20 protein-coding genes are annotated in these 21,420 nt (G+C 74.4%); 4 read left to right on the forward strand and 16 right to left on the reverse strand.

Annotation, left to right across the window (positions count from 1 at the left end; all coding sequences use genetic code 11):
* The 14 genes from KIK08_RS08260 to KIK08_RS08325 all read right to left on the reverse strand — a co-directional run.
* Positions 1-2,497 (reverse strand): translation initiation factor IF-2 N-terminal domain-containing protein (locus KIK08_RS08260; protein ID WP_214402428.1); only part of this gene is annotated, 2,497 nt, incomplete at its 3' end.
* Between the two features lie 177 nt (positions 2,498-2,674).
* The gene (locus tag KIK08_RS08265; RefSeq protein WP_214402429.1) at positions 2,675-3,478 is read right to left on the reverse strand and encodes a TIGR03936 family radical SAM-associated protein; all 804 of its coding nucleotides are present in this window, start codon (positions 3,476-3,478) and stop codon (positions 2,675-2,677) included.
* Positions 3,479-3,680: 202 nt separating this feature from the next.
* Complete coding sequence (locus tag KIK08_RS08270) at positions 3,681-4,220, reverse strand: GNAT family N-acetyltransferase (protein WP_308257494.1); 540 nt, start codon at positions 4,218-4,220, stop codon at positions 3,681-3,683.
* Positions 4,213-6,180 (reverse strand): TIGR03960 family B12-binding radical SAM protein, encoded by a 1,968-nt coding sequence (locus KIK08_RS08275; RefSeq protein ID WP_214402431.1) that lies wholly within the window; start codon positions 6,178-6,180, stop codon positions 4,213-4,215. Before KIK08_RS08275 ends, KIK08_RS08270 begins: the two co-directional genes overlap by 8 nt.
* A gap of 77 nt (positions 6,181-6,257) precedes the next feature.
* Positions 6,258-7,133: a 4-hydroxy-tetrahydrodipicolinate synthase gene (gene dapA, locus KIK08_RS08280; RefSeq protein ID WP_214402432.1), complete on the reverse strand. Its 876-nt coding sequence runs from the start codon at positions 7,131-7,133 to the stop codon at positions 6,258-6,260.
* 92 nt (positions 7,134-7,225) lie between these two features.
* Positions 7,226-8,017, reverse strand: a complete 792-nt coding sequence (locus tag KIK08_RS08285; RefSeq protein WP_214402433.1) for a TspO/MBR family protein — start codon at positions 8,015-8,017, stop codon at positions 7,226-7,228.
* Positions 8,018-8,079: 62 nt separating this feature from the next.
* Positions 8,080-8,910, reverse strand: coding sequence for an ABC transporter permease (locus KIK08_RS08290; protein WP_214402434.1), 831 nt, complete (start codon positions 8,908-8,910; stop codon positions 8,080-8,082).
* Positions 8,907-9,737 (reverse strand): ABC transporter permease, encoded by an 831-nt coding sequence (locus KIK08_RS08295; protein WP_214402435.1) that lies wholly within the window; start codon positions 9,735-9,737, stop codon positions 8,907-8,909. The genes KIK08_RS08290 and KIK08_RS08295 overlap by 4 nt, the downstream gene beginning before the upstream one ends.
* Before the next feature lie 10 nt (positions 9,738-9,747).
* Entirely contained in the window at positions 9,748-10,683 is a 936-nt protein-coding gene (locus KIK08_RS08300; RefSeq protein WP_214402436.1) for an ABC transporter ATP-binding protein, read from the reverse strand.
* A complete protein-coding gene (locus KIK08_RS08305) occupies positions 10,650-10,919 on the reverse strand; it encodes a hypothetical protein (protein WP_214402437.1) in 270 nt (89 codons plus the stop codon). Before KIK08_RS08305 ends, KIK08_RS08300 begins: the two co-directional genes overlap by 34 nt.
* Positions 10,920-11,268: 349 nt before the next feature.
* The gene (gene ndk / locus KIK08_RS08310; protein WP_214402438.1) at positions 11,269-11,679 is read right to left on the reverse strand and encodes a nucleoside-diphosphate kinase; all 411 of its coding nucleotides are present in this window, start codon (positions 11,677-11,679) and stop codon (positions 11,269-11,271) included.
* Between the two features lie 415 nt (positions 11,680-12,094).
* Positions 12,095-12,715 (reverse strand): FMN reductase, encoded by a 621-nt coding sequence (locus tag KIK08_RS08315; protein WP_214402439.1) that lies wholly within the window; start codon positions 12,713-12,715, stop codon positions 12,095-12,097.
* Positions 12,712-13,812, reverse strand: a complete 1,101-nt coding sequence (locus KIK08_RS08320) for an LLM class flavin-dependent oxidoreductase (protein ID WP_214402440.1) — start codon at positions 13,810-13,812, stop codon at positions 12,712-12,714. The genes KIK08_RS08315 and KIK08_RS08320 overlap by 4 nt, the downstream gene beginning before the upstream one ends.
* A gap of 69 nt (positions 13,813-13,881) precedes the next feature.
* Entirely contained in the window at positions 13,882-14,514 is a 633-nt protein-coding gene (locus tag KIK08_RS08325; protein WP_214402441.1) for a TetR/AcrR family transcriptional regulator, read from the reverse strand.
* Positions 14,515-14,626: 112 nt separating this feature from the next.
* Between KIK08_RS08325 and KIK08_RS08330 the strand changes: the two genes are divergently transcribed.
* Positions 14,627-16,051, forward strand: coding sequence for an MFS transporter (locus tag KIK08_RS08330; RefSeq protein ID WP_214402442.1), 1,425 nt, complete (start codon positions 14,627-14,629; stop codon positions 16,049-16,051).
* A 71-nt stretch (positions 16,052-16,122) separates the two neighbouring features.
* Here the strand turns inward: KIK08_RS08330 and KIK08_RS08335 are convergent, their stop codons facing one another.
* Positions 16,123-16,797 (reverse strand): TetR/AcrR family transcriptional regulator, encoded by a 675-nt coding sequence (locus tag KIK08_RS08335; protein ID WP_214402443.1) that lies wholly within the window; start codon positions 16,795-16,797, stop codon positions 16,123-16,125.
* Positions 16,798-16,918: 121 nt separating this feature from the next.
* On the opposite strand from KIK08_RS08335, the gene KIK08_RS08340 reads away from it, so the two are divergent.
* Genes KIK08_RS08340 through KIK08_RS08350 form a run of 3 tightly spaced genes read left to right on the forward strand, consistent with a single transcriptional unit; the run spans position 16,919 to position 20,735 of the window.
* Entirely contained in the window at positions 16,919-17,416 is a 498-nt protein-coding gene (locus tag KIK08_RS08340; RefSeq protein WP_214402459.1) for a 2Fe-2S iron-sulfur cluster-binding protein, read from the forward strand.
* Positions 17,413-18,408 (forward strand): FAD binding domain-containing protein, encoded by a 996-nt coding sequence (locus KIK08_RS08345; RefSeq protein ID WP_214402444.1) that lies wholly within the window; start codon positions 17,413-17,415, stop codon positions 18,406-18,408. Before KIK08_RS08340 ends, KIK08_RS08345 begins: the two co-directional genes overlap by 4 nt.
* A complete protein-coding gene (locus KIK08_RS08350; protein ID WP_214402445.1) occupies positions 18,405-20,735 on the forward strand; it encodes a xanthine dehydrogenase family protein molybdopterin-binding subunit in 2,331 nt (776 codons plus the stop codon). Before KIK08_RS08345 ends, KIK08_RS08350 begins: the two co-directional genes overlap by 4 nt.
* Positions 20,736-20,826: 91 nt before the next feature.
* Here the strand turns inward: KIK08_RS08350 and KIK08_RS08355 are convergent, their stop codons facing one another.
* The gene (locus tag KIK08_RS08355) at positions 20,827-21,387 is read right to left on the reverse strand and encodes a DM13 domain-containing protein (protein WP_214402446.1); all 561 of its coding nucleotides are present in this window, start codon (positions 21,385-21,387) and stop codon (positions 20,827-20,829) included.
* Between the last annotated feature and the right edge of the window lie 33 nt (positions 21,388-21,420).

A 21,420-nucleotide genomic window follows, 5' to 3' on the forward strand; every position in this document is an offset into this window, starting at 1 on the left:
GGGACGGCGCGCCCACGTCGACGCTCGCGGCCCCGCGGTCGGCGCGCTCGTCGCCGTCGCCGCGCCGGTTGCGCCCGCGCGATCGGCGGCCGCTCTCCCGCTCGGGGCGGCGCTCGCGCCCGTTCTCGCCGCGCCCGTTGTTCTGGCCGCTGTCCTTGCCGCTGTCCTTGCCGCTGTCCTTGCCGTTGTCCCTGCCGGACTCGCGGGCGGGAGCCTCGCCGACCGGGTCGACGCTCACGACCACGCCACGGCCCCGGCAGTGCTCGCACGGCGTGGAGAAGTGCTCCAGCAGCCCGCCGCCGACCCGCTTGCGGGTCATCTGCACCAGGCCCAGCGAGGTGACCTCGGCGACCTGGTGGCGGGTGCGGTCGCGCGCCAGGCACTCGGTGAGCCTGCGCAGGACGAGGTCGCGGTTGGCCTCGAGCACCATGTCGATGAAGTCGATGACGATGATGCCGCCGATGTCGCGCAGCCGCAGCTGGCGCACGACCTCCTCGGCCGCCTCCAGGTTGTTGCGGGTGACGGTCTCCTCGAGGTTGCCGCCGGACCCGGTGAACTTGCCGGTGTTGACGTCGATGACGGTCATCGCCTCGGTGCGGTCGATCACCAGCGTGCCGCCGGAGGGCAGCCAGACCTTGCGGTCGAGCGCCTTGAGCAGCTGCTCGTCGATCCGGTACTCGGCGAAGACGTCGGTCGGGCCGACGTGGCGGTGCAGCCGGCCGGCCAGCTCGGGCGCGACGTGGCCGACGTAGCCCTGCAGCGTCTCCCAGGCCTCGTCGCCCTCCACGACCAGCCGCGAGAAGTCCTCGTTGAACTGGTCGCGCACGACCTTGATGAGCAGGTCGGGCTCCTCGTAGAGCAGCACCGGGGCCTTGGGCTTGCTCGGGCCGGTGGCCTCCGCCTTGCCCTTGATGATCTCCCACTGCGCCTGCAGCCTGCGCACGTCGCGTTCGAGGGCCTCGTGGCTCACGCCCTCCGAGGCCGTCCGGATGATCACCCCGGCCTCGCTGGGGACGATCTCCTTGAGCATGTCCTTGAGCCGCTTGCGCTCGACGTCGGGCAGCTTGCGGCTGATCCCGGCCGCGCCGCCGGAGGGCACGTAGACCAGGAACCGGCCGGCCAGGCTGATCTGCGTGGTCAGCCGGGCACCCTTGTGCCCGACCGGGTCCTTGGTGACCTGGACCAGGACGCTGTCGCCGCTGGACAGGGCCTGCTCGATGCGCCGGGCCTTGCCGCCGAGGCCGGCGGCGTCCCAGTCGACCTCGCCGGCGTAGAGGACCGCGTTGCGGCCCCGGCCGATGTCGACGAACGCCGCCTCCATGCTGGGCAGCACGTTCTGCACGCGGCCGAGGTAGATGTTGCCGACCATGGACGGCCCGGCGCCGCCCTGCCCGCCGCCGACGTCGGCGACGAAGTGCTCGACCAGGATGTCGTCCTCCAGCACGCCGATCTCGACGCGCTGGCCGCGCTCGCGGATGACCATCGTGCGGTCGACCGACTCGCGCCGGGCCAGGAACTCGGCCTCGGTGAGGATCGGCACGCGGCGGCGACCGGCGTCGCGGCCGTCGCGGCGGCGCTGGCGCTTGGCCTCCAGCCGGGTGGAACCGCGCACGCTCTGCACGCCGTCGCCGCTGTCGGAGCCGGACTCGTCGCGACTGTCCTGGCGGCGGGGCTGGCGGACCTTGGTGACGGTGTTGGGCGGGTCGACGACGTCGGTCTCGTCGCCGTCGTCGCCACCGCGGCGCCGCCGGCGGCGACGGCGACGGCGCGAGCCGCCCGCATCGCCCTCGGCGTCGTCGGCGGCGTCGTCGCCGTCCTCGGAATCCGCGTCGGCGGACTCGCCGGCGGCCGCCTCGGTCTCGTCGCCCACGTCCTCGTCGGTGGGCTCGTCGGTGCCGTCCTCGGCGCCGTCGTCGCCACCGCGGCCACGGCCGCGACCGCGACGACCCCGACGGCGGCGACGGCGGGTGCCGTCGTCGTCGATGTCCTCACCGGGACGGTCGGTGTCGATGTCGTCGGTGTCGACCTCGTCGGCGTCGACGTCGTCGACCGCGACGTCCTCGTCGGGCTCGGGGGCGACGTCGACGACCGGCTCGGGCGCGCGCCTGCGCCGCGACGGGCGCGTGGGCGGCTGGAACAGCGGCGTCGGAGGGGCGAACACGGGCGCCAGCGACGGCGCCACCCCCGCCGCCACCTCGGGCGCGGGGGGCTCGACCGCCGGCTCGGCGACCGGCTCCGCGGTGATCTCGACCACCTCGGGAACCGCGGCGACCGGGACGTCGGGCGCCAGCGCCGCGATCACCCGCTCGGCGGCCGAGCGGTCGACGCTGGACTGGGCGCTGCGCACCTCGACACCGAGGTCGTTCAGCGCGGCCATCACCTCGCGACTGGTCCGGGAGATCATCCGGGCCAGCGCGTGCACCCGCATCCGTTCGGGCAGATCGGGTACTCCGACGGGCCCGCCGGTGCTCCCGGCGGGCGGCTCGTTATTCGACATCCAACTCCTCCGCCCCCGGGCGCCTCCGGGTGAGGAGGCGGCCGCGCAGGGGCACGTGCAGTTCTCCCTCCGCGCGGTGCGCGCAGGGCAATCCTTCGTCCCAGCCGCCCCGGGGGGCGGATCGTCCTCGACGCCGTGCGGCCACCGGTAGGGGCCCGGTGTGAACCGACCGCCTGATCAGCCCCGGGTGGTGACCCGGTCCGAACCGAGAGGGTCGGCCAGGGCGCCACGATGGTCGAGCAGTCCCTGAGCCATCCGGGTCGCCTTCGCGGGGGCCGGCGGCCTGAGGCCTGCGACAACATCGAGGGCGCCCAACACGTCGTCGGGTCGAACGGCGGGTGTCGTCTGCCGTACGACCGCGGTCATTATCGCACAGGTTGGGCCCGCACCGGGGTGTCCGTCCGGTGGCACCGTGTCCACCGGCGCGTCGCCCGGGCCCGCCCCACCCACCTCCGCACGCACCAGAGCTGCGCGGACGTCGATGTTCCTGCGCCCGGACGGGGTGACCCGCTCGACGACGAGCGAATCGGTGGCCAGCAGCGCGTCGAGCGCGGCGGCCAGGTCGGCCGACCGCACACCGGGCAGCTCCACGCGCCACCGGCTGGCGTCGATGCGGTCGGCCAGCCCCTTGCCCTCGGCCACCACCGCGTCGAGCACGTCCAGGCCCGCTGGCAGCGCGGCGTCCAGCGCCGCCGCCAGATCGGCGGGGTCGACCGGGCGGGTCAGCCCGATCTCGACGTACTCGGCCTCGCTGGCCGACCCGGTCGGGGCGGCCCCGATCCAGGACAGCCGCGGGTGCGGGCTGAACCCGTGCGAGTGCGCGACCGGCACCGCCGCCCGCCGCACCGCCCGCTCGAAGCTGCGCGCGACGTCGCGGTGCGACAGGAACCGCAGCCGCCCGCGCTTGGCGAACCGCACACGGACGCGCTGGACCGTGGGCGGTGCGGGGTTGGCGGCCTCTCCCGGCCGGACACGGGCCATGCCCCCACCCTAAGGCCCTCCCGCCGCCCCTCCCCCGCCCCCGCCCACTCTCGTCCGAGAACGGCTCTCGTCCAACGAGCCTGGACGACAGCGGCTCCCGTCCAACGGCCGCACGAGAGTGACTCTCGTCCGATGGCGGGGCGAGAGCGGCTCTCGTCCGATGGGGTTGGGCGAAAGCGGCTCTCGTCCAACCCGGGGAGGGTCAGCGGGGGCGTTCGGCGGGCGGGCGGGCCTGCTCCGGCACCGGCGGCGGGGCCAGGGTGGACGGGTCGAGGACGAGCAGCGAGTTGCCCGCCGGGACGAAGCCCTGCCGCAGGTAGAACGGGGTGCTCGCGGCGGTGGGCGCGAGTAGCAGCCGGCGGTAGCGCCGGACCCGGGAGTGCTCGATCACCGCGGCCAGCAGCTGGCCGGGCAGGCCCCGGTCGGCGAACGAGGCCAGCACGAACGCGTTGCCGACGTGCCCGATCCGCCCGCCGCGGGCTCCGGGGCGGGGCATGTGCACGATCTCCACGACGTTGATCGAGCCGACCGCCGTCCAGCCGCTGCGCTCCGAGCCCACCTCGGCCAGCCAGAACGTCCGCCGCGGCTGCTCCACGCGCCACCACTGGGCGAAGGTCGCCTCGAACCCCGGGTCGTCGACCGGTTCGCCGGTGCGCTCCTCCAGCCAGGCGCGGCGGAGCTTGGCGAGCGCGGTGACGTCGCGCTCGTCGGCGACCCGGATCGTGACCGGTGGATCAGCCACCCGCACTCGCGCCTCCGTCGGTCGGTCCCCTGCCGACCCCTCCGACGACGGTCAGCGGGATCAGCGTGGTGCCGCTCGGGCCGACCTCGATGTCGGTGCCCGTCGACGGGCACACGCCGCAGTCGAAGCACGGGGTCCAGCGGCAGTCGTCCTGTTCGGTACCCGAGAGGGCGTCCTGCCAGTCGTCCCACAGCCAGTCGCGGTCGAGGCCGGAGTCGAGGTGGTCCCACGGGAGGACCTCGTCGCGGTCGCGCTCGCGGGTGGTGAACCACTCCAGGGACACCCCGAGCGGCTCCAGTTCAGCCCGCGCAGCAGCGGTCCAGCGGTCGTAGGAGAAGTGCTCGCTCCAGCCGTCGAAGCGCCCGCCCTCGCGCCAGACCCGCTCGATCACCCGGCCGACCCGGCGGTCGCCGCGGGCCAGCAGCCCTTCGATCAGCGAGGGGCGGCCGTCGTGGTAGCGCATGCCGATGTTGCGGCCCAGCTTGCGGTTGCTGTTGACGGCGTCGCGCAGCTTGCGCAGCCGCTCGTCGACGACGTCGGGGTGGGCCTGCGCGGCCCACTGGAACGGCGTGTGCGGCTTGGGCACGAACCCGCCGATGGAGATCGTGCAGCGCACGTCGTTGCGCCCGGAGGCGGCCCGCCCGGCCTGGATGACCCGGTGCGCCATGCCGGCGATCTCCAGGACGTCCTCGTCCTCCTCGGTCGGCAGGCCGCACATGAAGTAGAGCTTGACCTGCTTCCAGCCCTGCGCGAACGCCTCGGAGACGGTGCGGATGAGGTCGTCCTCGGAGACCATCTTGTTGATCACGCGGCGGATCCGCTCCGACCCGCCCTCCGGGGCGAACGTGAGCCCGGAGCGCCTGCCGTTGCGGCTGATCTCGTTGGCGAGGTCGATGTTGAACGCGTCGACGCGCGTCGACGGCAGCGACAGGCCCGTGTTGGTGCCCTCGTAGCGGTCGGCCAGGCCCTTGGTGATCTCGGCGATCTCCGAGTGGTCCGCGCTGGACAGCGACAGCAGGCCCACCTCGTCGAAGCCGCTGGCCCGCACGGCGGCGTCGACCATCTCGCCGATGCCGCGCAGCGACCGCTCGCGGACCGGGCGGGTGATCATGCCGGCCTGGCAGAACCGGCAGCCCCGGGTGCAGCCCCGGAAGATCTCCACGCTGGCCCGCTCGTGCACGGTCTCGGCCAGCGGCACCAGCGGCGCCTTCGGGTAGGGCCAGGAGTCCAGGTCCGACGTCGTGCGCTTGGTGACCGACACCGGGGCGCCCTCCCGCGGGCGGACGGCGGCGATGCCGCCATCCGGCGCGTACTCGACCTCGTACATCGAGGGCACGTAGCAGCCGTCGTGGGCGGCGAGGCGGGCCAGCAGCTCGGCGCGGCCGCCCGGGCGGCCCTGCGCCTTCCAGTCGCGGACGACGTCGGTGATCTCGCCGACCACCTCCTCGCCGTCGCCCAGCGCGGCCACGTCGACGAAGTCGGCGATCGGCTCCGGGTTGAACGCGGCGTGCCCGCCGGCCACGACGACCGGGTGCTCGTCGGTGCGGTCGACCGCGTGCAGCGGGATGCCGGCGAGGTCGAGCGCGGTGAGCAGGTTGGTGTAGCCGAGCTCGGTGGCGAAGCTGACGCCCAGCAGGTCGAACGCGCCCAGCGGGCGGTGCCCGTCGACGGTGAACGCGGGCACGGCGTGCTCGCGCATCAGCGCCTCGAGGTCGGGCCAGACCGCGTAGCAGCGCTCGGCCAGCGCGTCGGCCCGCTCGTTGAGCACCTCGTAGAGGATCATGACGCCCTGGTTGGGCAGCCCCACCTCGTACGCGTCGGGGTACATGAGGGCCCACCGCACCGCGGCCGACTCCCAGTCCTTGAGCTGCGCGTTCAGCTCACCGCCGACGTACTGCACGGGCTTGGACACGCGCGGCAGGAGCGGTTCGAGGTCGGCGAACACGGACGGAGCTGTCACGCTGCGCCAGGGTAGCCCCACCCGGGTGGGCGCCCTGTGAGCGCCCGCCGGACGGACCACTGCGCTGCGTCGAGCGGCTACCCGAGCCCCGCCGCCCGCAGCGCCTGGCGGACCGTCTCGTGGTGGGCCGGGTCCAGCGGCACCAGCGGCAGCCGGATGCCGGCCTCGCACAGCCCCAGCTCGGCCAGCGCCCACTTGACCGGGATCGGGTTCGGGTCGGTGAACAGGGCGCTGTGCAGCGCGGCCAGCTTCGCGTCCAGCTCGGCCGCGCCCTCCGCGTCGCCGGCCAGGGCCGCCGCGCACATCCGGGCCATCAGCTCCGGGGCGACGTTGGCCGTCACCGAGATGGTGCCGTGGAAGCCGGCCAGGATCGACTCCCGGACCGTGGCGTCGTCGCCGGAGTACAGCGCGAAGTCGTCCAGGTCCAGCGCCACCAGGTCGCGGACCCGGTCGAGGGTGCCCAGCGCCTCCTTCAGCCCGACGATGTTGGGCACCGCGGCGAGCCGCTCGACGGTGGCGGGCAGCATGTCGCAGCCGGTGCGGGCGGGCACGTTGTAGAGGACCTGCGGCAGCTCGACGGCCTCGGCGACGGCCTTGAAGTGCCGGTACAGGCCCTCCTGGGGCGGCTTGTTGTAGTACGGGGTGACCAGCAGGGCGGCGTCGGCCCCGGCGGCCTTGGCGGCCTCGGTGAGGTGGATGGCCTCGGCCGTGCTGTTGGCGCCGGTGCCGGCGATCACCGGGACGCGCCCGCTCACCACCTGCACCGTGTTGCGGATGACGTCGGTGTGCTCGGACACGTCCAGCGTGGCCGACTCGCCGGTCGTGCCGACCGAGACGATAGCGGCCGTGCCCGCCTCGACCACGCGGTCGGTGAGCTTGGCCAGCGCCTCGTGGTCGACCGCGCCGTCCTCGCGCATCGGGGTGACCAGGGCGACGATGCTGCCGGTGATCATGGGGTCCTCCTCGACCGCGGCCGGGGGTGCGGTCGCCTGGAACCCTACGGCCGATCCGGCCGCCGGCCGACCCCCTGTGATGGGCTCGCGGCTCAGCCGAACGCGGCCCGGGCGCGGTTGCCCGAGCTGCTGACCCGGCGGGCCAGCGCGGCCAGGGTGACCACGATCGCGAGCACCGCGACCCCGGTCACGGCGACCGGCCGGTCGTTGAGCGCGATGCCGGCCAGCGCCCAGATCACGGCGGCGGCGTACCCGACGACCGCCGTGCCCGAGATGACCACCCAGCCGACGATGGCCGCGGCGATCAGCAGCACGACGACCGCGGCCACGGTGGCCAGGGCGCCCTCGCCGGGCAGGCCGGCCCACACGCCGGTGGCCGCGGTGCCGAGCACCGTCGCGACGGAGACCCACCCGGTGTAGACGGCGACGGTGCCGCGCAGCACGACCCGCTCCACGACGTCGGTGGCCGGGGTGCGGCTGAGCTTGCCGAACACCACGGCCAGGGTGACCAGCAGACCGATGATCATCACCTCGGCCAGCGGCAGCCAGCGGGCCGCGAACGACAGGATCCAGCCGGCGTTGAACACCGCCGACGCCGCCATCCACCAGCCCGTCTCGCGGTGCACGGCGCGCCGGCGCTGGGCGGGCAGCAGCTGGTAGACGGCGTAGGCGAGGAAGCCGGTGTAGATCAACCCCCAGATGGCGAACGCCCATCCGGCGGCCAGCAGCGGGGTCGGGTAGTCGCGGGCGACGTCGCCGACGGAGTCGCCCGCACCGCCGATGCCGCCGATCCCCGAGATCACCACCTGGACCACCGCCAGCACGGCCACCACCGCGCTGCGGATGATGTCGGTGGTGGCGGAGCGTTGCGAGGTGACCGTCATGGAGTCATTGTCCCCGCGCACGGCACAACCGGCCACACGAGCGCGGCGGCGCCCGTGCGCGGTCAGCGCAGCAGCAGCACCTCCAGCCTGCGGGTGGCCACCACCGCCCCGATCGCGGTCATCACCACGAAGTAGGCGACGTGGCCGAGCAGGGCGAGCGACACGGCGCCGGTGGTGAGCCCGCGCATCAGCTCGACGGCGTGGTAGAGCGGCAGGCACTCGACGACCACCTGCAGCCAGCCCGGGTACACCGAGAGCGGGTAGAAGGTCGTCGAGAACAGGAACATCGGCACCGTGACCAGCGTGACCAGGTCGAAGTCCTGCCAGGAGCGCATGAACGACGTCGCGGCCATGCCCACCGCGGCGAACGCGAGCGCGACCAGCAGCGCCGCCGGCAGCGCCAGCAGCGCCCACGGCCCGCCCAGCAGCCCGAACCCGGCCATGACGAGCAGGAAGCCGACGGCGTACAGCCCGCCGCGCACCAGCGCCCAGCCGATCTCGCCGAGCGCGATGTCGGCCGCACCGAGCGGCGTGGCCAGCATGGCGTCGTAGAGCTTGGCGTACTTGAGCTTGAAGAAGACGTTGAAGGTGGAGTCGAAGACGGCCCCGTTCATCGCCGAGGCGGCCAGCAGGCCGGGGGCGATGAACGCGGCGTAGGAGATCGGCGTGCCGTCCGGGCCGGGCAGCACCCCGACCAGCGAGCCCAGCCCCTGCCCCATCGCCAGCAGGTAGAAGACCGGCTCGAAGAACCCGGACAGGAACACCAGCCACGACCGGCGCGACGCCGTGGCCGAGCGCTCCAGCAGCATGTGCGCCCGTCCCGCGTAGCCGCCGGAGGGCATCAGCCGCCAGGAGCGCGGCGGTCGCGGCAGCGAGGTCGTCGGGCCGGTCATCGGGCCAGCCGCCGGGTGAACGTGCGCACGGCGAGCGCCGTGCCGGCGGCGAGCAGCGCGGCCAGGAACACCACGTGGCCGACGACCGCGGGCCACGCCGGCCACGGGCCGCCCAGCGCGACCGGGCGGGCCAGCTCGGTGCCGTGCCACAGCGGCGAGACCCACACCAGCGGGCGCACCAGCTCGGGCAGCCGGTCGACCGGGAAGAACGTGCCCGAGAACAGGGTCATCGGGATGACGACGAAGCGGAAGATCGCCGGGAAGGAGGCGCCCTCGGTCTCCAGGGTGGCCGAGTAGGCGGTGATCGGCGCCGCGACCGCCACCCCGGTGAGGACCGCGATCGGCACCGAGACCAGGATCCCCGCCCCGGTGGCCCCGCCCAGCAGGGCGATCACCGCGACGAAGACGAGGCCGGCGCCGGCCATCTTGACCGCGAGCCAGCCGAGGTGGCCGAGCGCGACCTGGCCCGGGGTGATCGGGCCGGCCGTCATCGCCGAGTAGGTGCGCTGCCACTTGAACCCGGACAGGACGGGGTAGGTGGAGTCGAAGGCGCCGGTCTGCACCGCGGACATGGCCAGCAGGCCGGGCGCGAGCCAGGCGAGGTAGTCGGCGCCGCCGGTGGCCGCCGCGGCCTGGCCCGAGCCGCGCACGAGCGCCCCGAACCCGACCCCGAACGCCAGCAGGAACAGCAGCGGCTGCACGATCGTGGACACCGCCGTGGCCCGCCAGTTGCGCCGGTACCACTCCCAGTGGTTCTCCACGACCCGCGCCACGCCGCCCAACCGGCCGGGCACGCGGCCGGTCGAGCGCACCCCCTCGGCCGTCATCGGTCGGCCATCAGTCGACCAGGGTGCGGCCGGTGAGCCGGAGGAAGACGTCCTCCAGCGAGGACCGGCGCACCAGCGCCGCGAGCGGCCGGTGCCCGGCCGCGGCGACGGCGGCCTGCGCGGCGTCGCCGTCGGCGGTGTAGACGAGCAACCGGTCGGGCAGGTCCTCGACCCGGTCGACCCGCCCGGCCAGCACCTCGGCCAGTGCGTCGCCGGCGGGCCGGTGCTCCGGCTCGAAGCGCAGTTCGAGGACCTCCCGGGTGGAGTAGCGCTCGATCAGCTCGCGCGGGGTGCCCTCGGCCACGATGACGCCGCCGTCCATCACGACGAGCCGGTCGCACAGCTGCTCGGCCTCGTCCATGTAGTGGGTGGTGACGATCTGCGTGACGCCCTCGCGCTTGAGCCGGTAGAGCCGCTCCCAGACCAGGTGGCGAGCCTGCGGGTCGAGCCCGGTGGTGGGCTCGTCGAGCAGCAGCAGTTCGGGGTCGTTGACCAGGGCACGGGCGATCGTGAGCCGCCGCTTCATGCCGCCCGACAGCGGCTCGACCTCGTCGTCGGCGCGCTCGGTGAGCCGGGCGAACTCCAGCAGCTCGACGGCCTTGGCCCGGACCGCGGCCCGCGGCAGCCCGAAGTAGCGCCCGTAGAGGTGCAGGTTCTGCCGGACGGTGAGCTCGAGGTCGAGGTTGTCGAGCTGGGGGACGACCCCGATGCGCGCCCGCACGGCCGGGCCGTCGCGGTCCGGGTCGAGGCCCAGTACCTGCAGGTCGCCCGCGGTGCGCGGGGACACGCAGGCGATCATGCGCATGGCCGAGGACTTGCCGGCGCCGTTGGGCCCCAGGAAGCCGAACACCTCGCCGCGCCCGACGTCCAGGTCGATCCCGCGCACGGCCTCGACCCGCCCGAAGCGCTTGGTCAGCCCACGGGCCTGCACGAGTCCGTCCGCCATGGGCCCGACGCTACGTCGGACCCCCGACATTCCGCCGCTCGGTTCGGCCGCAGCTGGAACCGGTGCTCGTCGCGGCGGTCGTCGTCGGCCAGCCTGATCGCGCCGGGCCACACGCCGACCTCGGTCCACCCACGCGCCGCGTAGTAGCCGGGCAGTGCGGTGCCGCCGCGGGCGGACAGCAGCAACTGCTCCAGCCCGAGCTCGGCGGCCCGGCCGGCCACCGCGTGGAGCAGCACGCCGCCCCACCCCTGACTTGCCGGTCGGGGTGGACCATCAGTCGGATCACCATGCCCCGGTGCCGGACGACGTCCGCGGCGCCGGGCACCAGGAACACCGCCCCGACCAGCGCGTCGCCGGCGTCGAGCACCAGCATCTGCTCGCGCCCCGCCGCGACGGCCTCGACCGCGCGCGCCGCACCCTCGCGGATCTGTCGCTCCGGCGCGTCCGGGACGTACCCGACGGCGCCACCGGCGCGGGTCACGTCGACCCACAGCGCCCCGAACGCCTCGACGAGTTCGGGCGTCGTGGCGTCGACCAGCCGGGGGCCGCTGACGGTCGCCCGACCGCCGCGGCCCCCGGCCCCGGTCACAGGGCGGGGAACCAGAGCTTGATCTCCCGGGCCGCGCTCTCCGCCGAGTCCGAGCCGTGGACCAGGTTGAACTGGGTCTCCAGGCCGAAGTCGCCGCGGATCGTGCCCGGGGTCGCCTTCTCCACCGGGTCGGTGCCGCCGGCCAGCTGGCGGAACGCCGCGATCGCCCGCGGCCCCTCCACCACGGCCGCCAGCAGCGGCCCGGAGGTGATGAACTCCAGCAGGTCGTTGAAGAAGGGCTTGCCGTCGTGCTCGGCGTAGTGCTGGGCGGCCAGCTCGTTGTCGATGGTCCGCAGCTCCGCGGCGACGAGACCCAGCCCCTTGCGCTCGATGCGGGACAGGACCTCCCCGACCAGCTTGCGCTGCACGCCGTCGGGCTTGACCAGGACCAAAGTGCGCTCACTCACGCACGGCAGCGTATCGGCGCTCCCCGCACCCACCCCGCCCGGGCGGGGTGGGTGCGGCCCCGAAGGTGGACCCGCGCGTCTTCGCAGGGTTTGCCTACCCGGCGCAGGGCCCCCGGACCCTGCGCCGGGTACACAAACCCTGCGACGTGACGGAGAACCGGACGAACCGGACGCGCCGAGTGATCGTTTGCGGCGGGGCGGAAGCCCACTCTTCGCCCCGGAGACCTGCTCGATCAGAGGTCGCCCGCCGCGGAGGAGCCGCCGGAGGCCCCTAAACGCCCGCCGCAGGCGCCGCCGGAGGCAGCCCGCCGGAGGCAGCCCGCCGGAGGCGCCGCCGGAGGCAGCCCGCCGGAGGCGCCGCCGGAGGCAGCCCGCCGGAGGCCCCTTAGGACCCCGGCGGAGAGCCCCCGAGACGTCACCGCCCCCCGAGCAGCTCCGAGAACGGAACCACCGGATCGGCGAAGGGATCCGCCACCGCAGGCGCCGCCCGCGCCGCGACGAGATCGGCCAACTCCCCCGCCGCCCGCGCGATCCGCTGGTCCAACGGCGCCACACCCTCGCCCCCGCCGGCCCAGTCCTCCGGCGCCGCGTACACCGCCGTCGGCACCACGACCGACCGCAGGTAGGCGAACAGCGGTCGCACCGCGTGCTCCAGGGCCAGCGAGTGCCGCCCCGTCCCACCGGTGGCGCCGATGAGGGTCGGCTTGCCGGTCAGCACCCCGTCGTCCAGGCCGTCGAAGAACGTCTTGAACAGCCCGTTGTAGGAGCCGGAGAAGATCGGCGTGACGGCGATGACGCCGTCGGCGCCGGTCACGGCGTCGACCGCGGGGCGCAGCCCGGGGGCCGGGAAGCCGGTGAGGACGGCGTCGAGGACCTCGTGGGCGTGCTCGCGCAGCTCGACGACCTCCACCTCGACGTCGATGCCGCGGGACCGCAGCGCCGCGACGGTGGCCTCGGTGAGGCGGTCGGCCAGCAGCCGGGTGGACGAGGGCACCCGCACCCCGGCGCTGATCACCGCCAGCTTGCGCGTGGTCATACCGACACCTCCTCGGGTTCCGCCGCCTCGGCGGCGGCCTTCAGGCTCGTGTGGGTGGGGGCGTCGGGCACGTGGGCCGGCGTGAGCGCGGCGTACTCCCGGCGCAGCACCGGCAGCACCTCCTCGCCGAACAGGTCGAGCTGCTCCAGCACCGTCTTCAGCGGCAGGCCCGCGTGGTCGACGAGGAACAGCTGGCGCTGGTAGTCGCCGGCCATCTCGCGGAACGACAGGGTCTTGTCGATCACCTGCTGGGGGCTGCCGACGGTGAGCGCGGTCAGCGTGGAGAAGTCCTCCAGGGACGGGCCGTGGCCGTAGACGGGGGCGTTGTCGAAGTAGGGGCGGAACTCGCGCACCGCGTCCTGGGAGTTCTTCCGCATGAAGAACTGCCCGCCCAGCCCGACGATCGCGGTGTCTGCGGGGCCGTGGCCGTAGTGCTCGAAGCGGCGCCGGTAGAGCTGGACCATGCGGCGCACGTGCCCGGCGTCCCAGAAGATGTTGTTGTGGAAGAAGCCGTCGCCGTAGTAGGCGGCCTGCTCCGCGATCTCGGGGCTGCGGATGGAGGCGTGCCACACGAACGGCGGGACGCCGTCGAGCGGGCGCGGGGTGGCGGTGAAGCCCTGCAGCGGGGTCCGGAAGCGGCCCTCCCAGTCGACCACGTCCTCGCGCCATAGCCTGCGCAGCAGGGCGTAGTTCTCGACGGCGAGCGCGATGCCGTCGCGGATGTCCTGGCCGAACCACGGGTACACGGGCCCGGTGTTGCCGCGGCCCATCATCAGGTCGACCCGCCCGCCGGACAGGTGCTGCAGCATCGCGTAGTCCTCGGCGATCTTCACCGGGTCGTTGGTGGTGATCAGCGTGGTCGCGGTGGACAGCAGCAGCCGCTCGGTGCGGGCGGCGACGTAGCCGAGCATGGTCGTGGGCGAGGACGGCACGAACGGCGGGTTGTGGTGCTCGCCGGTCGCGAAGACGTCGAGCCCGATCTCCTCGGCCTTGAGCGCGATCGCCACCATCGCCTTGATCCGCTCCGCCTCGGTGGGGGTGCGGCCGTTCGTGGGGTCGGGCGTGACGTCCCCGACGGTGAAGACGCCGATCTGCATCTCAGCCTCCGGTAGTTGCATCTGCAAGTACTTCGCTGAACGCGTCCGCCCCCGCGGTTATGCCCGGGCTCAGTCGGGGGCGCGCTCGAACAGCCGGACCACCTGCTCGGCGTAGCGCTCGACCAGCTCGGACGACGTCACGTCGGCGACCCCGAACAGGCCGCGCGCCAGCTGCGGGTAGACGGCGAGCGCGTTGGCCGCGCTCATCGCGATGAGCACCAGCGCGGCCGGGTCGATGCGGTCGTCGAGCTCGCCGGCCGCCTGGCGCTCCCGGATCCGCTCGACGTCCTGGCGCAGCCGGGCGTCGCGCTCGCGGACGCCCTCGTCATCGTCGTCGACCCCGGTGCCCGCCAGCCCCTCCCAGGCCAGCAGCCGCCCGCCGCCTGCGGGGTCGGCGCTGGCCCGGACGTAGCGCCGGATCGTCTCGGCGAAGTCGAGGTCCTCGGGGACGGCCCGCGCCTCGTGCTCGCGCCAACGCCGCCCGATCTCGCGGTACAGACCCTGCTTGCCGTCGAAGTAGTACGCGATGAGCTGCTGGTTGACCCCGGCCCGGGCGGCGATGTCGGAGACCCGGGCGCCGGCGTAGCCCCGCGCGGAGAACTCCTCGACGGCCGCTTCGAGGATGCGCGCCCTGGTGCGCTCGGGGTCGCGCCTGCGCTCGTGCGGAGCGGGCGCTCGGCGGGCCCTGCGCGGTGTCCCCATCCGGCCATCCTGCCATCCGGCCGACTGCCTCAATCATCTGTTTGGTTGACAAGTTCATTCGTCGTCATGACACTGCTGCGCACACGGATGATCGGACGAGGGGGCTCGGGGGATGACGAAGGAACCGTTCGAGGGCCGCTGGCGGGCGCTGACGCTGCTGCTGGCCGCGGTGTTCATGGACATGGTCGATGCGCAGATCGTCACGGTGGCGCTGCCGACGCTGCAGCGGGACCTGCAGGCCGCGCCGGCGGTCCTGCAGTGGACCGCGACCGGCTACACGCTGGCGTTCGCGCTGATGCTGATCACCGGTGGCCGCCTCGGCGACCGGTACGGCCACCGCGCGCTGTTCGCGCTGGGCACGGCGGGCTTCGGGGCGGCCTCGCTGGCCGCCGGTCTGGCTCCGGGCGCGGGGCCGCTGCTGGCGGCGCGGGTGGCCCAGGGGTTGTTCGCCGGGCTGATGGTGCCGCAGGTGCTGGCGTTCGTGCAGGCCGAGTTCCCGGCCGCCGAGCGGGGGCGCGCGATGGCGTTCTACGGCATGACGTTCCCGATCGGCGGCCTGGCCGGGCCGCTGCTGGGCGGGCTGCTCACCCAGGCCGACCTGTTCGGCTGGGGCTGGCGGACGGTGTTCCTGGTCAACGTGCCGATCGCCGCGGTGGTGGCGGTCGGCGCGCTGCTGCTGATGCCGGCGCCGCGGCGGACCGCGCGCAGCGGCGTCGACGTGCTCGGCGTGCTGGTGCTGGGCGCGGCGCTGCTCGCCGTGCTGTACCCGCTGGTTCGCGGGCCCGAGCTGGGCTGGCCGGGCCGGGCGTTCGCGGTGATGGCCTGCGCGGTGCCGCTGCTGGCGCTCTTCGTCGCCCACCAGCGGGCCCGGGAGCGGCGGGGACGCGAGCCGCTGGTGCGACCCGGCCTGTTCGCCGACCGGGCGATGTCGGTCGGCGCGCTGGTGATGCTGGTCTTCTACTGCGGGATGGGCACCTTCTTCGTGCTGGCGCTGCACCTGCAGGGCGCGCTGGGCTACTCGCCGCTGGGGGCGGCGCTGACGATGCTCCCGGCGACGGTCGGGATCGTCGCCGGCAACGGCATCGGCATGCCGCTGGCGCCGCGGTTGGGCCGCGCGCTCCCCGCCGCCGGGCTCGTCCTGCTGCTGGTCGGCACCGGCTGGACGATCGCCGCGGTGACCGCGGCCGGTGCCGGGCTCACGGCGTGGCACCTGCTCGTCCCCGTGCTGCTGTACGGGGCCGGGCTGGGGCTCGGCGCCTCCTCCCTCATGCTGATCACGCTGTCCGGCGTCGACCGGGCCGACGCCGGCGCGGCGTCCGGGGTGGTGAACACCGTGGTGCAACTGGGCGTGGCGGCCGGCCCGGCCACGATCGGCACGGCCTACTTCGCCGGGCTCGCCGACGGGCCCTTCGACGCCGCGCGCGACGCCCTGCTCATCGGCCTCGCCCTGTTCGGCGTGGCCCTGCTGGCGTGCGCGCTGCTGCCGCGACCGGTCGCGGTGCCGGCCGCCGCCGGCGCCGCACCCGTCGTCGACTGACCCAGCCGCTCACCACTGCCGCGGGCGGGGGGATCGGGCACGGTGGGTGGGTGCCTCGCCACCGCGACGGGTCAGCTGCCGCGGCGCAGGCCGGCCAGGTAGACCCGGATGAACCGGGACACCGACTCGGCGAACCCGAGGCCGGCGTGCGGGCCGAGGTTGATCGTCGTGGTCGGGTCGGCGTAGAGGGCCACCACCACCGGCGGCGGGTGCGCCACCTGCCACAGCCCGGCCGACACCAGGCCGGTGGCGCCCAGCAGCTCGAAGCAGTCGTCGCGGCCGAGTTCGGGCAGCGCCCTGTGCAGGGCGTCGGAGACCTCCCCGACCGCGGTGGTGGCCGCCACCTTGGACCGGCGGACGGCGTCGAGCGAGACGTTGCGCTCCAGGGTGAGCGTGGAGTGGCTGAGCAGTTGGCAGAACAGCGGCCGGTCGGCGAGCGAGCGGGTGAGCACCTCCACCACCCGGTCCTCGTCGGCCGGTCCGGCGTCGAGGGCGCCGACGATGCCCGCCGCCCACTCCCGCCACTCGGCCTCGGCCAGCCGCAGGAAGATCTCCTCGCGGGTGCCGAAGTACTTGAGCAGCGCCGACTTGTGCATGCCGACGCCGGCGGCGATGGCGGCCAGGCTCACCGAGCCGACGCCGTCGCGGACGGCGAGCTCGCGCGCGGCGTCCAGGATCGCCGTCTCGCGCAGCCGCTTCTGCTCGGGCCGGCGGGCCCGAAGGAACCCGGCCCCCTCCGTGTGCACCGCACGACACTAGCTCCTCCGGGCGGAGCAATCGAGATAAGTCGACACCGTTCTCTTGTTAGGTGAACGGTGTTGCCCTAACGTGGGTGTCCCGGACGACGCGAGAACAGGAGCCACCGTCGTGGTCGAGGTGCAACTACGTGTGAACGGGACGGCCCACCGTCTCGAGCTCGATCCGCGGGTCAGCCTGCTCGACGCCCTGCGCGAGCACCTCGGGCTGACCGGCACCAAGAAGGGCTGCAACCAGGGCGCCTGCGGGGCCTGCACGGTCCTGGTCGACGGCGAGCGCATCACCGCCTGCCTGGCGCTGGCCGTGCAGTACGGCGGCCGCGAGATCACCACCATCGAGGGCGTCGCGCACCCGCTGCAGCAGGCGTTCGTGCGCACCGACGGCTTCCAGTGCGGCTACTGCACCTCCGGGCAGATCTGCTCGGCGCTGGGCATGCTCGCCGAGGTCGAGGCGGGGGCGCCCAGCGCGGTCACCGAGCACCTCGCCGAGCCGGCGGTCGCCCTGACCGACGCCGAGATCCGCGAACGGATGAGCGGCAACCTGTGCCGCTGCGGCGCCTACAACGGCATCACCGACGCCATCCGCGAGACCGCGGGGGTGCCGTCGTGAGGCCGTTCGCCTACGTCAGCGCCCCCGACGTCGACACCGCCGTGCGCGCCATCGCCGAGCAGCCCGGCGCGAAGCTGCTCGGCGGCGGCACCAACCTGGTCGACCTGATGCGCCAGGACGTCGAGCGGCCCACCACCGTCGTCGACATCTCCTCCGTGCCGCTGACCGGCGTCGACGAGCTGCCCGACGGCGGCCTGCGGATCGGCGCGCTGGTGCGCAACAGCCACCTGGCCGCGCACCCGCTCGTGCGCACCCGCTTCCCGGTGCTGGCCCAGGCACTGCTGTCCGGCGCGTCCGGGCAGCTGCGCAACATGGCCACCGTCGGCGGCAACCTGCTGCAGCGCACCCGCTGCCTGTACTTCGTCGACGGCGCCGCGGCCTGCAACAAGCGCGAGCCGGGCAGCGGCTGCGACGCCATCGGCGGCTTCCACCGCGGCAACGCCGTGCTGGGCACCAGCGAGCACTGCGTCGCCACGCACCCGTCGGACATGGCGGTCGCGCTGGCCGCGCTGGACGCCGTCGTCGAGGCGCAGAGCGTGCGCGGCACGCGCCGGATCCCGCTGGTGGAGCTGCACCGGCTGCCCGGCGACACCCCGCACCTGGAGACCGTGCTCGACGCCGACGAGCTGATCACCGCCGTCGAGGTGCCGGCGTCGGCGGTCGCGGCGACCTCGCGCTACCGCAAGGTGCGCGACCGGGCCTCGTTCGCGTTCGCGCTGGTGTCGGTGGCCGCGGCGCTCGACGTCGAGGACGGCGCCGTGTCCGCGGTGCGGGTCGCGCTGGGCGGCGTCGCCCCCAAGCCGTGGCGGGCCTACGAGGCCGAGCGGGTGCTGACCGGCGCCCCGGCCACCGAGGAGAGCTTCCGTGCGGCCGCCGAGGCCGAGCTGGCCGACGCCTCCGGGCTGCCCGGCAACGACTTCAAGATCGAGCTGGCCCGGCGCACGATCGTGGCGACGCTGCGCCAGCTCCGCGTCGAAGGGGGCGCGGCGTGACGCAGGCACCGGAGAAGACCCGGCCGAGCGTCGAGCGGCCGGCCGACGCCGAGGGTCCCGCCGTCGGACGCCCGGTCGACCGGGTCGACGGCACCGTCAAGACCTCCGGCGAGGCCCGCTACGCCGCCGAGTTCCCGTTCCCCGACATCGCGCACGCCGCGATGGTGCACTCCACGATCACCCGGGGCCGGATCACCGGCATCGACACCGCCGAGGCCACGGCCGTCGAGGGCGTGCTGGCCGTGATCACCCACGAGAACGCGCCGAAGATGGTGCCGCCGGGCCGGCCCACGCCGCTCGACCTGAGCTCGATGGCGCCCGGGACGCGGGTCAACTACCTCAACACCGACGAGGTGCACTGGAACGGGCAACCGGTGGCCGTGGTCGTCGCCGAGTCGCTGGAGGCGGCGCACGCGGCCGCCCGGCTGGTCCGGGTGACCTACGACGCGCTGCCCGCCACCACCGACTTCGCCGCGGCCCAGGCTGACGCGACGCCGGTCAAGGGCAATCTGCTGGAGATCGGCGAGGCCAAGAAGGGCGACGCCGAGGCCGCGCTGGCCGCCGCCCCGGTGTCGGTCGACGCCACCTACACGACCCCGCCGCAGAACCACAACGCGATCGAGCCGCACGCCACCACCGCCGTGTGGGACGGCGACCGCCTCACCGTTCACGAGGCGACCCAGGGCATCGAATGGGTGCGCAAGCACCTGGCCGTCCGGTTCGGCGTGCCGGCGGCCAACGTCCGGGTGATCGCCACCTACGTGGGCGGCGGGTTCGGCGGCAAGGGCGCGGTCTGGGCCGGCACCCTGCTGGCCGTGCTGGCGGCGAAGGCGACCGGTCGCCCGGTGCGCATGGCCCTCACCCGGGAGGCGGTCTACCGCACGGTCGGCGGCCGCACCCCGACGCGGCAGCGGGTGGCCCTGGGCGCCGGGCGCGACGGGCAGCTCACCGCGCTGCTGCACGAGGGCGTGTCGGCCGTCGGGCGGATGGGCGGGCGCTCGGAGGCGGTGGGCTCGCAGTCCCAGCACCTCTACGCCGCCCGCACCGTGCTGATCCGGCACAGCACCACCGAGATGGACACGGTGCCCAACACGTTCATGCGCGCGCCCGGCGAGGCGGTCGGCTCGTTCGCGCTGGAGTCCGCGGTCGACGAGCTGGCCGTCGAGCTGGGCGTCGACCCGGTGCAGCTGCGCACCCGCAACGAGCCGGAGCGCAGCCCGACCGACGGCAAGCGGTTCTCCCGGCAGAACCTGGGCCGGGTCTACGCCGACGGCGCCGAGCGGTTCGGCTGGGCCGCGCGCGACCCGAAGCCGCGCTCGATGCGCGACGGCCGCCGGCTGATCGGCTGGGGCGTCGCCTCGGCGTTCCACATGCCGATCCAGCTGCCGGCCGACGTGTCGGTGCGCCTCGCCGCCGACGGCACGGTGCTGGTGCGCTCGTCGTTCCACGAGATCGGGGTGGGCGCGGCGACCGCGCAGGCCCAGATCGCCGCGGACGCGCTCGGCGTCCCGGTCGACGCGGTGCGCGTCGAGCACGGCGACAGCGACCAGCCGGTCGGGCCGATGGCGGGCGGGTCCGGGCAGACCGCGAGCCTGGCCGCGGCGGTCCTGGAGGCCTGCGACCGGATCAAGCGCGAGGCGCTCGCCCTGGCCCGCAAGGCGCCCGGCTCCCCGCTGCGCGGCCGGCGCCCGGCCGAGCTGCGGGCCACCGGCAGCGGCCTGTTCCGGGCCGACCTGCCGCCCGGCGCGGAGTCCGCGGGCGAGACCTACGCCGCCATCCTGACCCGCGCCGGTCGCGGGTACCTGGAGGCGCGCACCGGCTCGGACAACCGGCTGCGCGCGGCCGCAGGGCAGGCGCGGTTCATGACGCGGTTCCTGCTCGACCGCCGCCGCTGGGTGCGGGCCGCGATCGGCGCCCACTTCTGCGAGGTGGCCGTCGACGAGGACACCGGCGAGGTGCGGGTGACGCGCTGGGTCGGGGTGTTCGACGTCGGCCGCGTGGTCAACGCCAAGACGGCGACCAGCCAGCTGCGCGGCGGGATCGTCATGGGCATCGGCGCAGCGTTGGGCGAGGAGACGCTGCTCGACCCGCGCACCGGGCGGATCATGAACCCGGGCCTGGGCGAGTACCACGTGCCGGTGCACGCCGACGTGCCCGCGATCGACGTCACCTATCTCGACGAGCCCGACCCGACGGCCCCCGCCGGCATCCTCGGGATCGGCGAGGTGAGCATCGTCGGCGTGGCGGCGGCCGTGGCCAACGCCGTGCACCACGCCACCGGCGTCCGGGTGCGCGACCTGCCGGTCACGCTCGACCGTCTGCTCTGACACGAGAGTGGCTCTCGTCCAACCAGATTGGACGAGAGCCACTCTCGTCCGCCGAGGTGCGGGCCGGCGCCAAGAGGGGGTGCGCGGCGGATCAGGCGGGGACGAGGGTGGCGGCGCCGAAGGAGACGTTGAAGCGGTCGCACCAGATGCTGACGCTGGTCAGGCCGGTGAGGTCGGCGTCGGCGGGGACGGGGTAGTTGGCGCTGCCGATGTTGCCCTTGAGGTCGCCCAGGTCGAGGTGGCGGCCGTCGTCGAAGACGTGCCAGCCGTCGCGGCCCTCGACGACCGGCTGGTCGGTGAGCCACACCTTGAGCAGCGGCCCGTTGCTGGTGTCCAGGTCCTCGACGCGCAGGACCTTCGAGCCGTCCGGCAGCTGCAGCAGCCGCACGGTGCCGGTGGTCTCGTGCTCGTGGGTGATCAGCTCGCCGGTGGCGAGCACGGTCGGCCCGGCCGGCGGGACGGGAGCGTCGGGGGCGGCGGGCGCCGGTGCCGTCGCCACGACCGGGGCGGCCTCGTCGACGGTCTGGTCGACGACCAGCTTCCAGGGCTGGAACAGGTACAGCCCCACCCCGACGGCCGCGGCGAGGACGGCGAGCGCGACGACGACGGCGGGGCGGCGCAGGAGGCGGCGGCGCGGCGGGGCGGTGGCCATGCCCAGAGCGTGCCGGATTCCTACCGCTGCGGG

The sequence above is a fragment of the Pseudonocardia lacus genome, assembly GCF_018531445.1.
In the GTDB taxonomy this organism is placed as follows: Bacteria; Actinomycetota; Actinomycetes; order Mycobacteriales; family Pseudonocardiaceae; genus Pseudonocardia; species Pseudonocardia lacus.

Coding starts and splice junctions, on each gene's coding strand:
- KIK08_RS08265 (WP_214402429.1), bottom strand. CDS start 3,478: ATGGCCCGTGTCCGGCCGGGAGAGGCCGCCAACCCCGCACCGCCCACG.
- dapA (WP_214402432.1), bottom strand. CDS start 7,133: ATGATCACCGGCAGCATCGTCGCCCTGGTCACCCCGATGCGCGAGGAC.
- KIK08_RS08285 (WP_214402433.1), bottom strand. CDS start 8,017: ATGACGGTCACCTCGCAACGCTCCGCCACCACCGACATCATCCGCAGC.
- KIK08_RS08290 (WP_214402434.1), bottom strand. CDS start 8,910: ATGACCGGCCCGACGACCTCGCTGCCGCGACCGCCGCGCTCCTGGCGG.
- KIK08_RS08295 (WP_214402435.1), bottom strand. CDS start 9,737: ATGACGGCCGAGGGGGTGCGCTCGACCGGCCGCGTGCCCGGCCGGTTG.
- KIK08_RS08300 (WP_214402436.1), bottom strand. CDS start 10,683: ATGGCGGACGGACTCGTGCAGGCCCGTGGGCTGACCAAGCGCTTCGGG.
- KIK08_RS08315 (WP_214402439.1), bottom strand. CDS start 12,715: ATGACCACGCGCAAGCTGGCGGTGATCAGCGCCGGGGTGCGGGTGCCC.
- KIK08_RS08320 (WP_214402440.1), bottom strand. CDS start 13,812: ATGCAGATCGGCGTCTTCACCGTCGGGGACGTCACGCCCGACCCCACG.
- KIK08_RS08325 (WP_214402441.1), bottom strand. CDS start 14,514: ATGGGGACACCGCGCAGGGCCCGCCGAGCGCCCGCTCCGCACGAGCGC.
- KIK08_RS08330 (WP_214402442.1), top strand. CDS start 14,627: ATGACGAAGGAACCGTTCGAGGGCCGCTGGCGGGCGCTGACGCTGCTG.
- KIK08_RS08355 (WP_214402446.1), bottom strand. CDS start 21,387: ATGGCCACCGCCCCGCCGCGCCGCCGCCTCCTGCGCCGCCCCGCCGTC.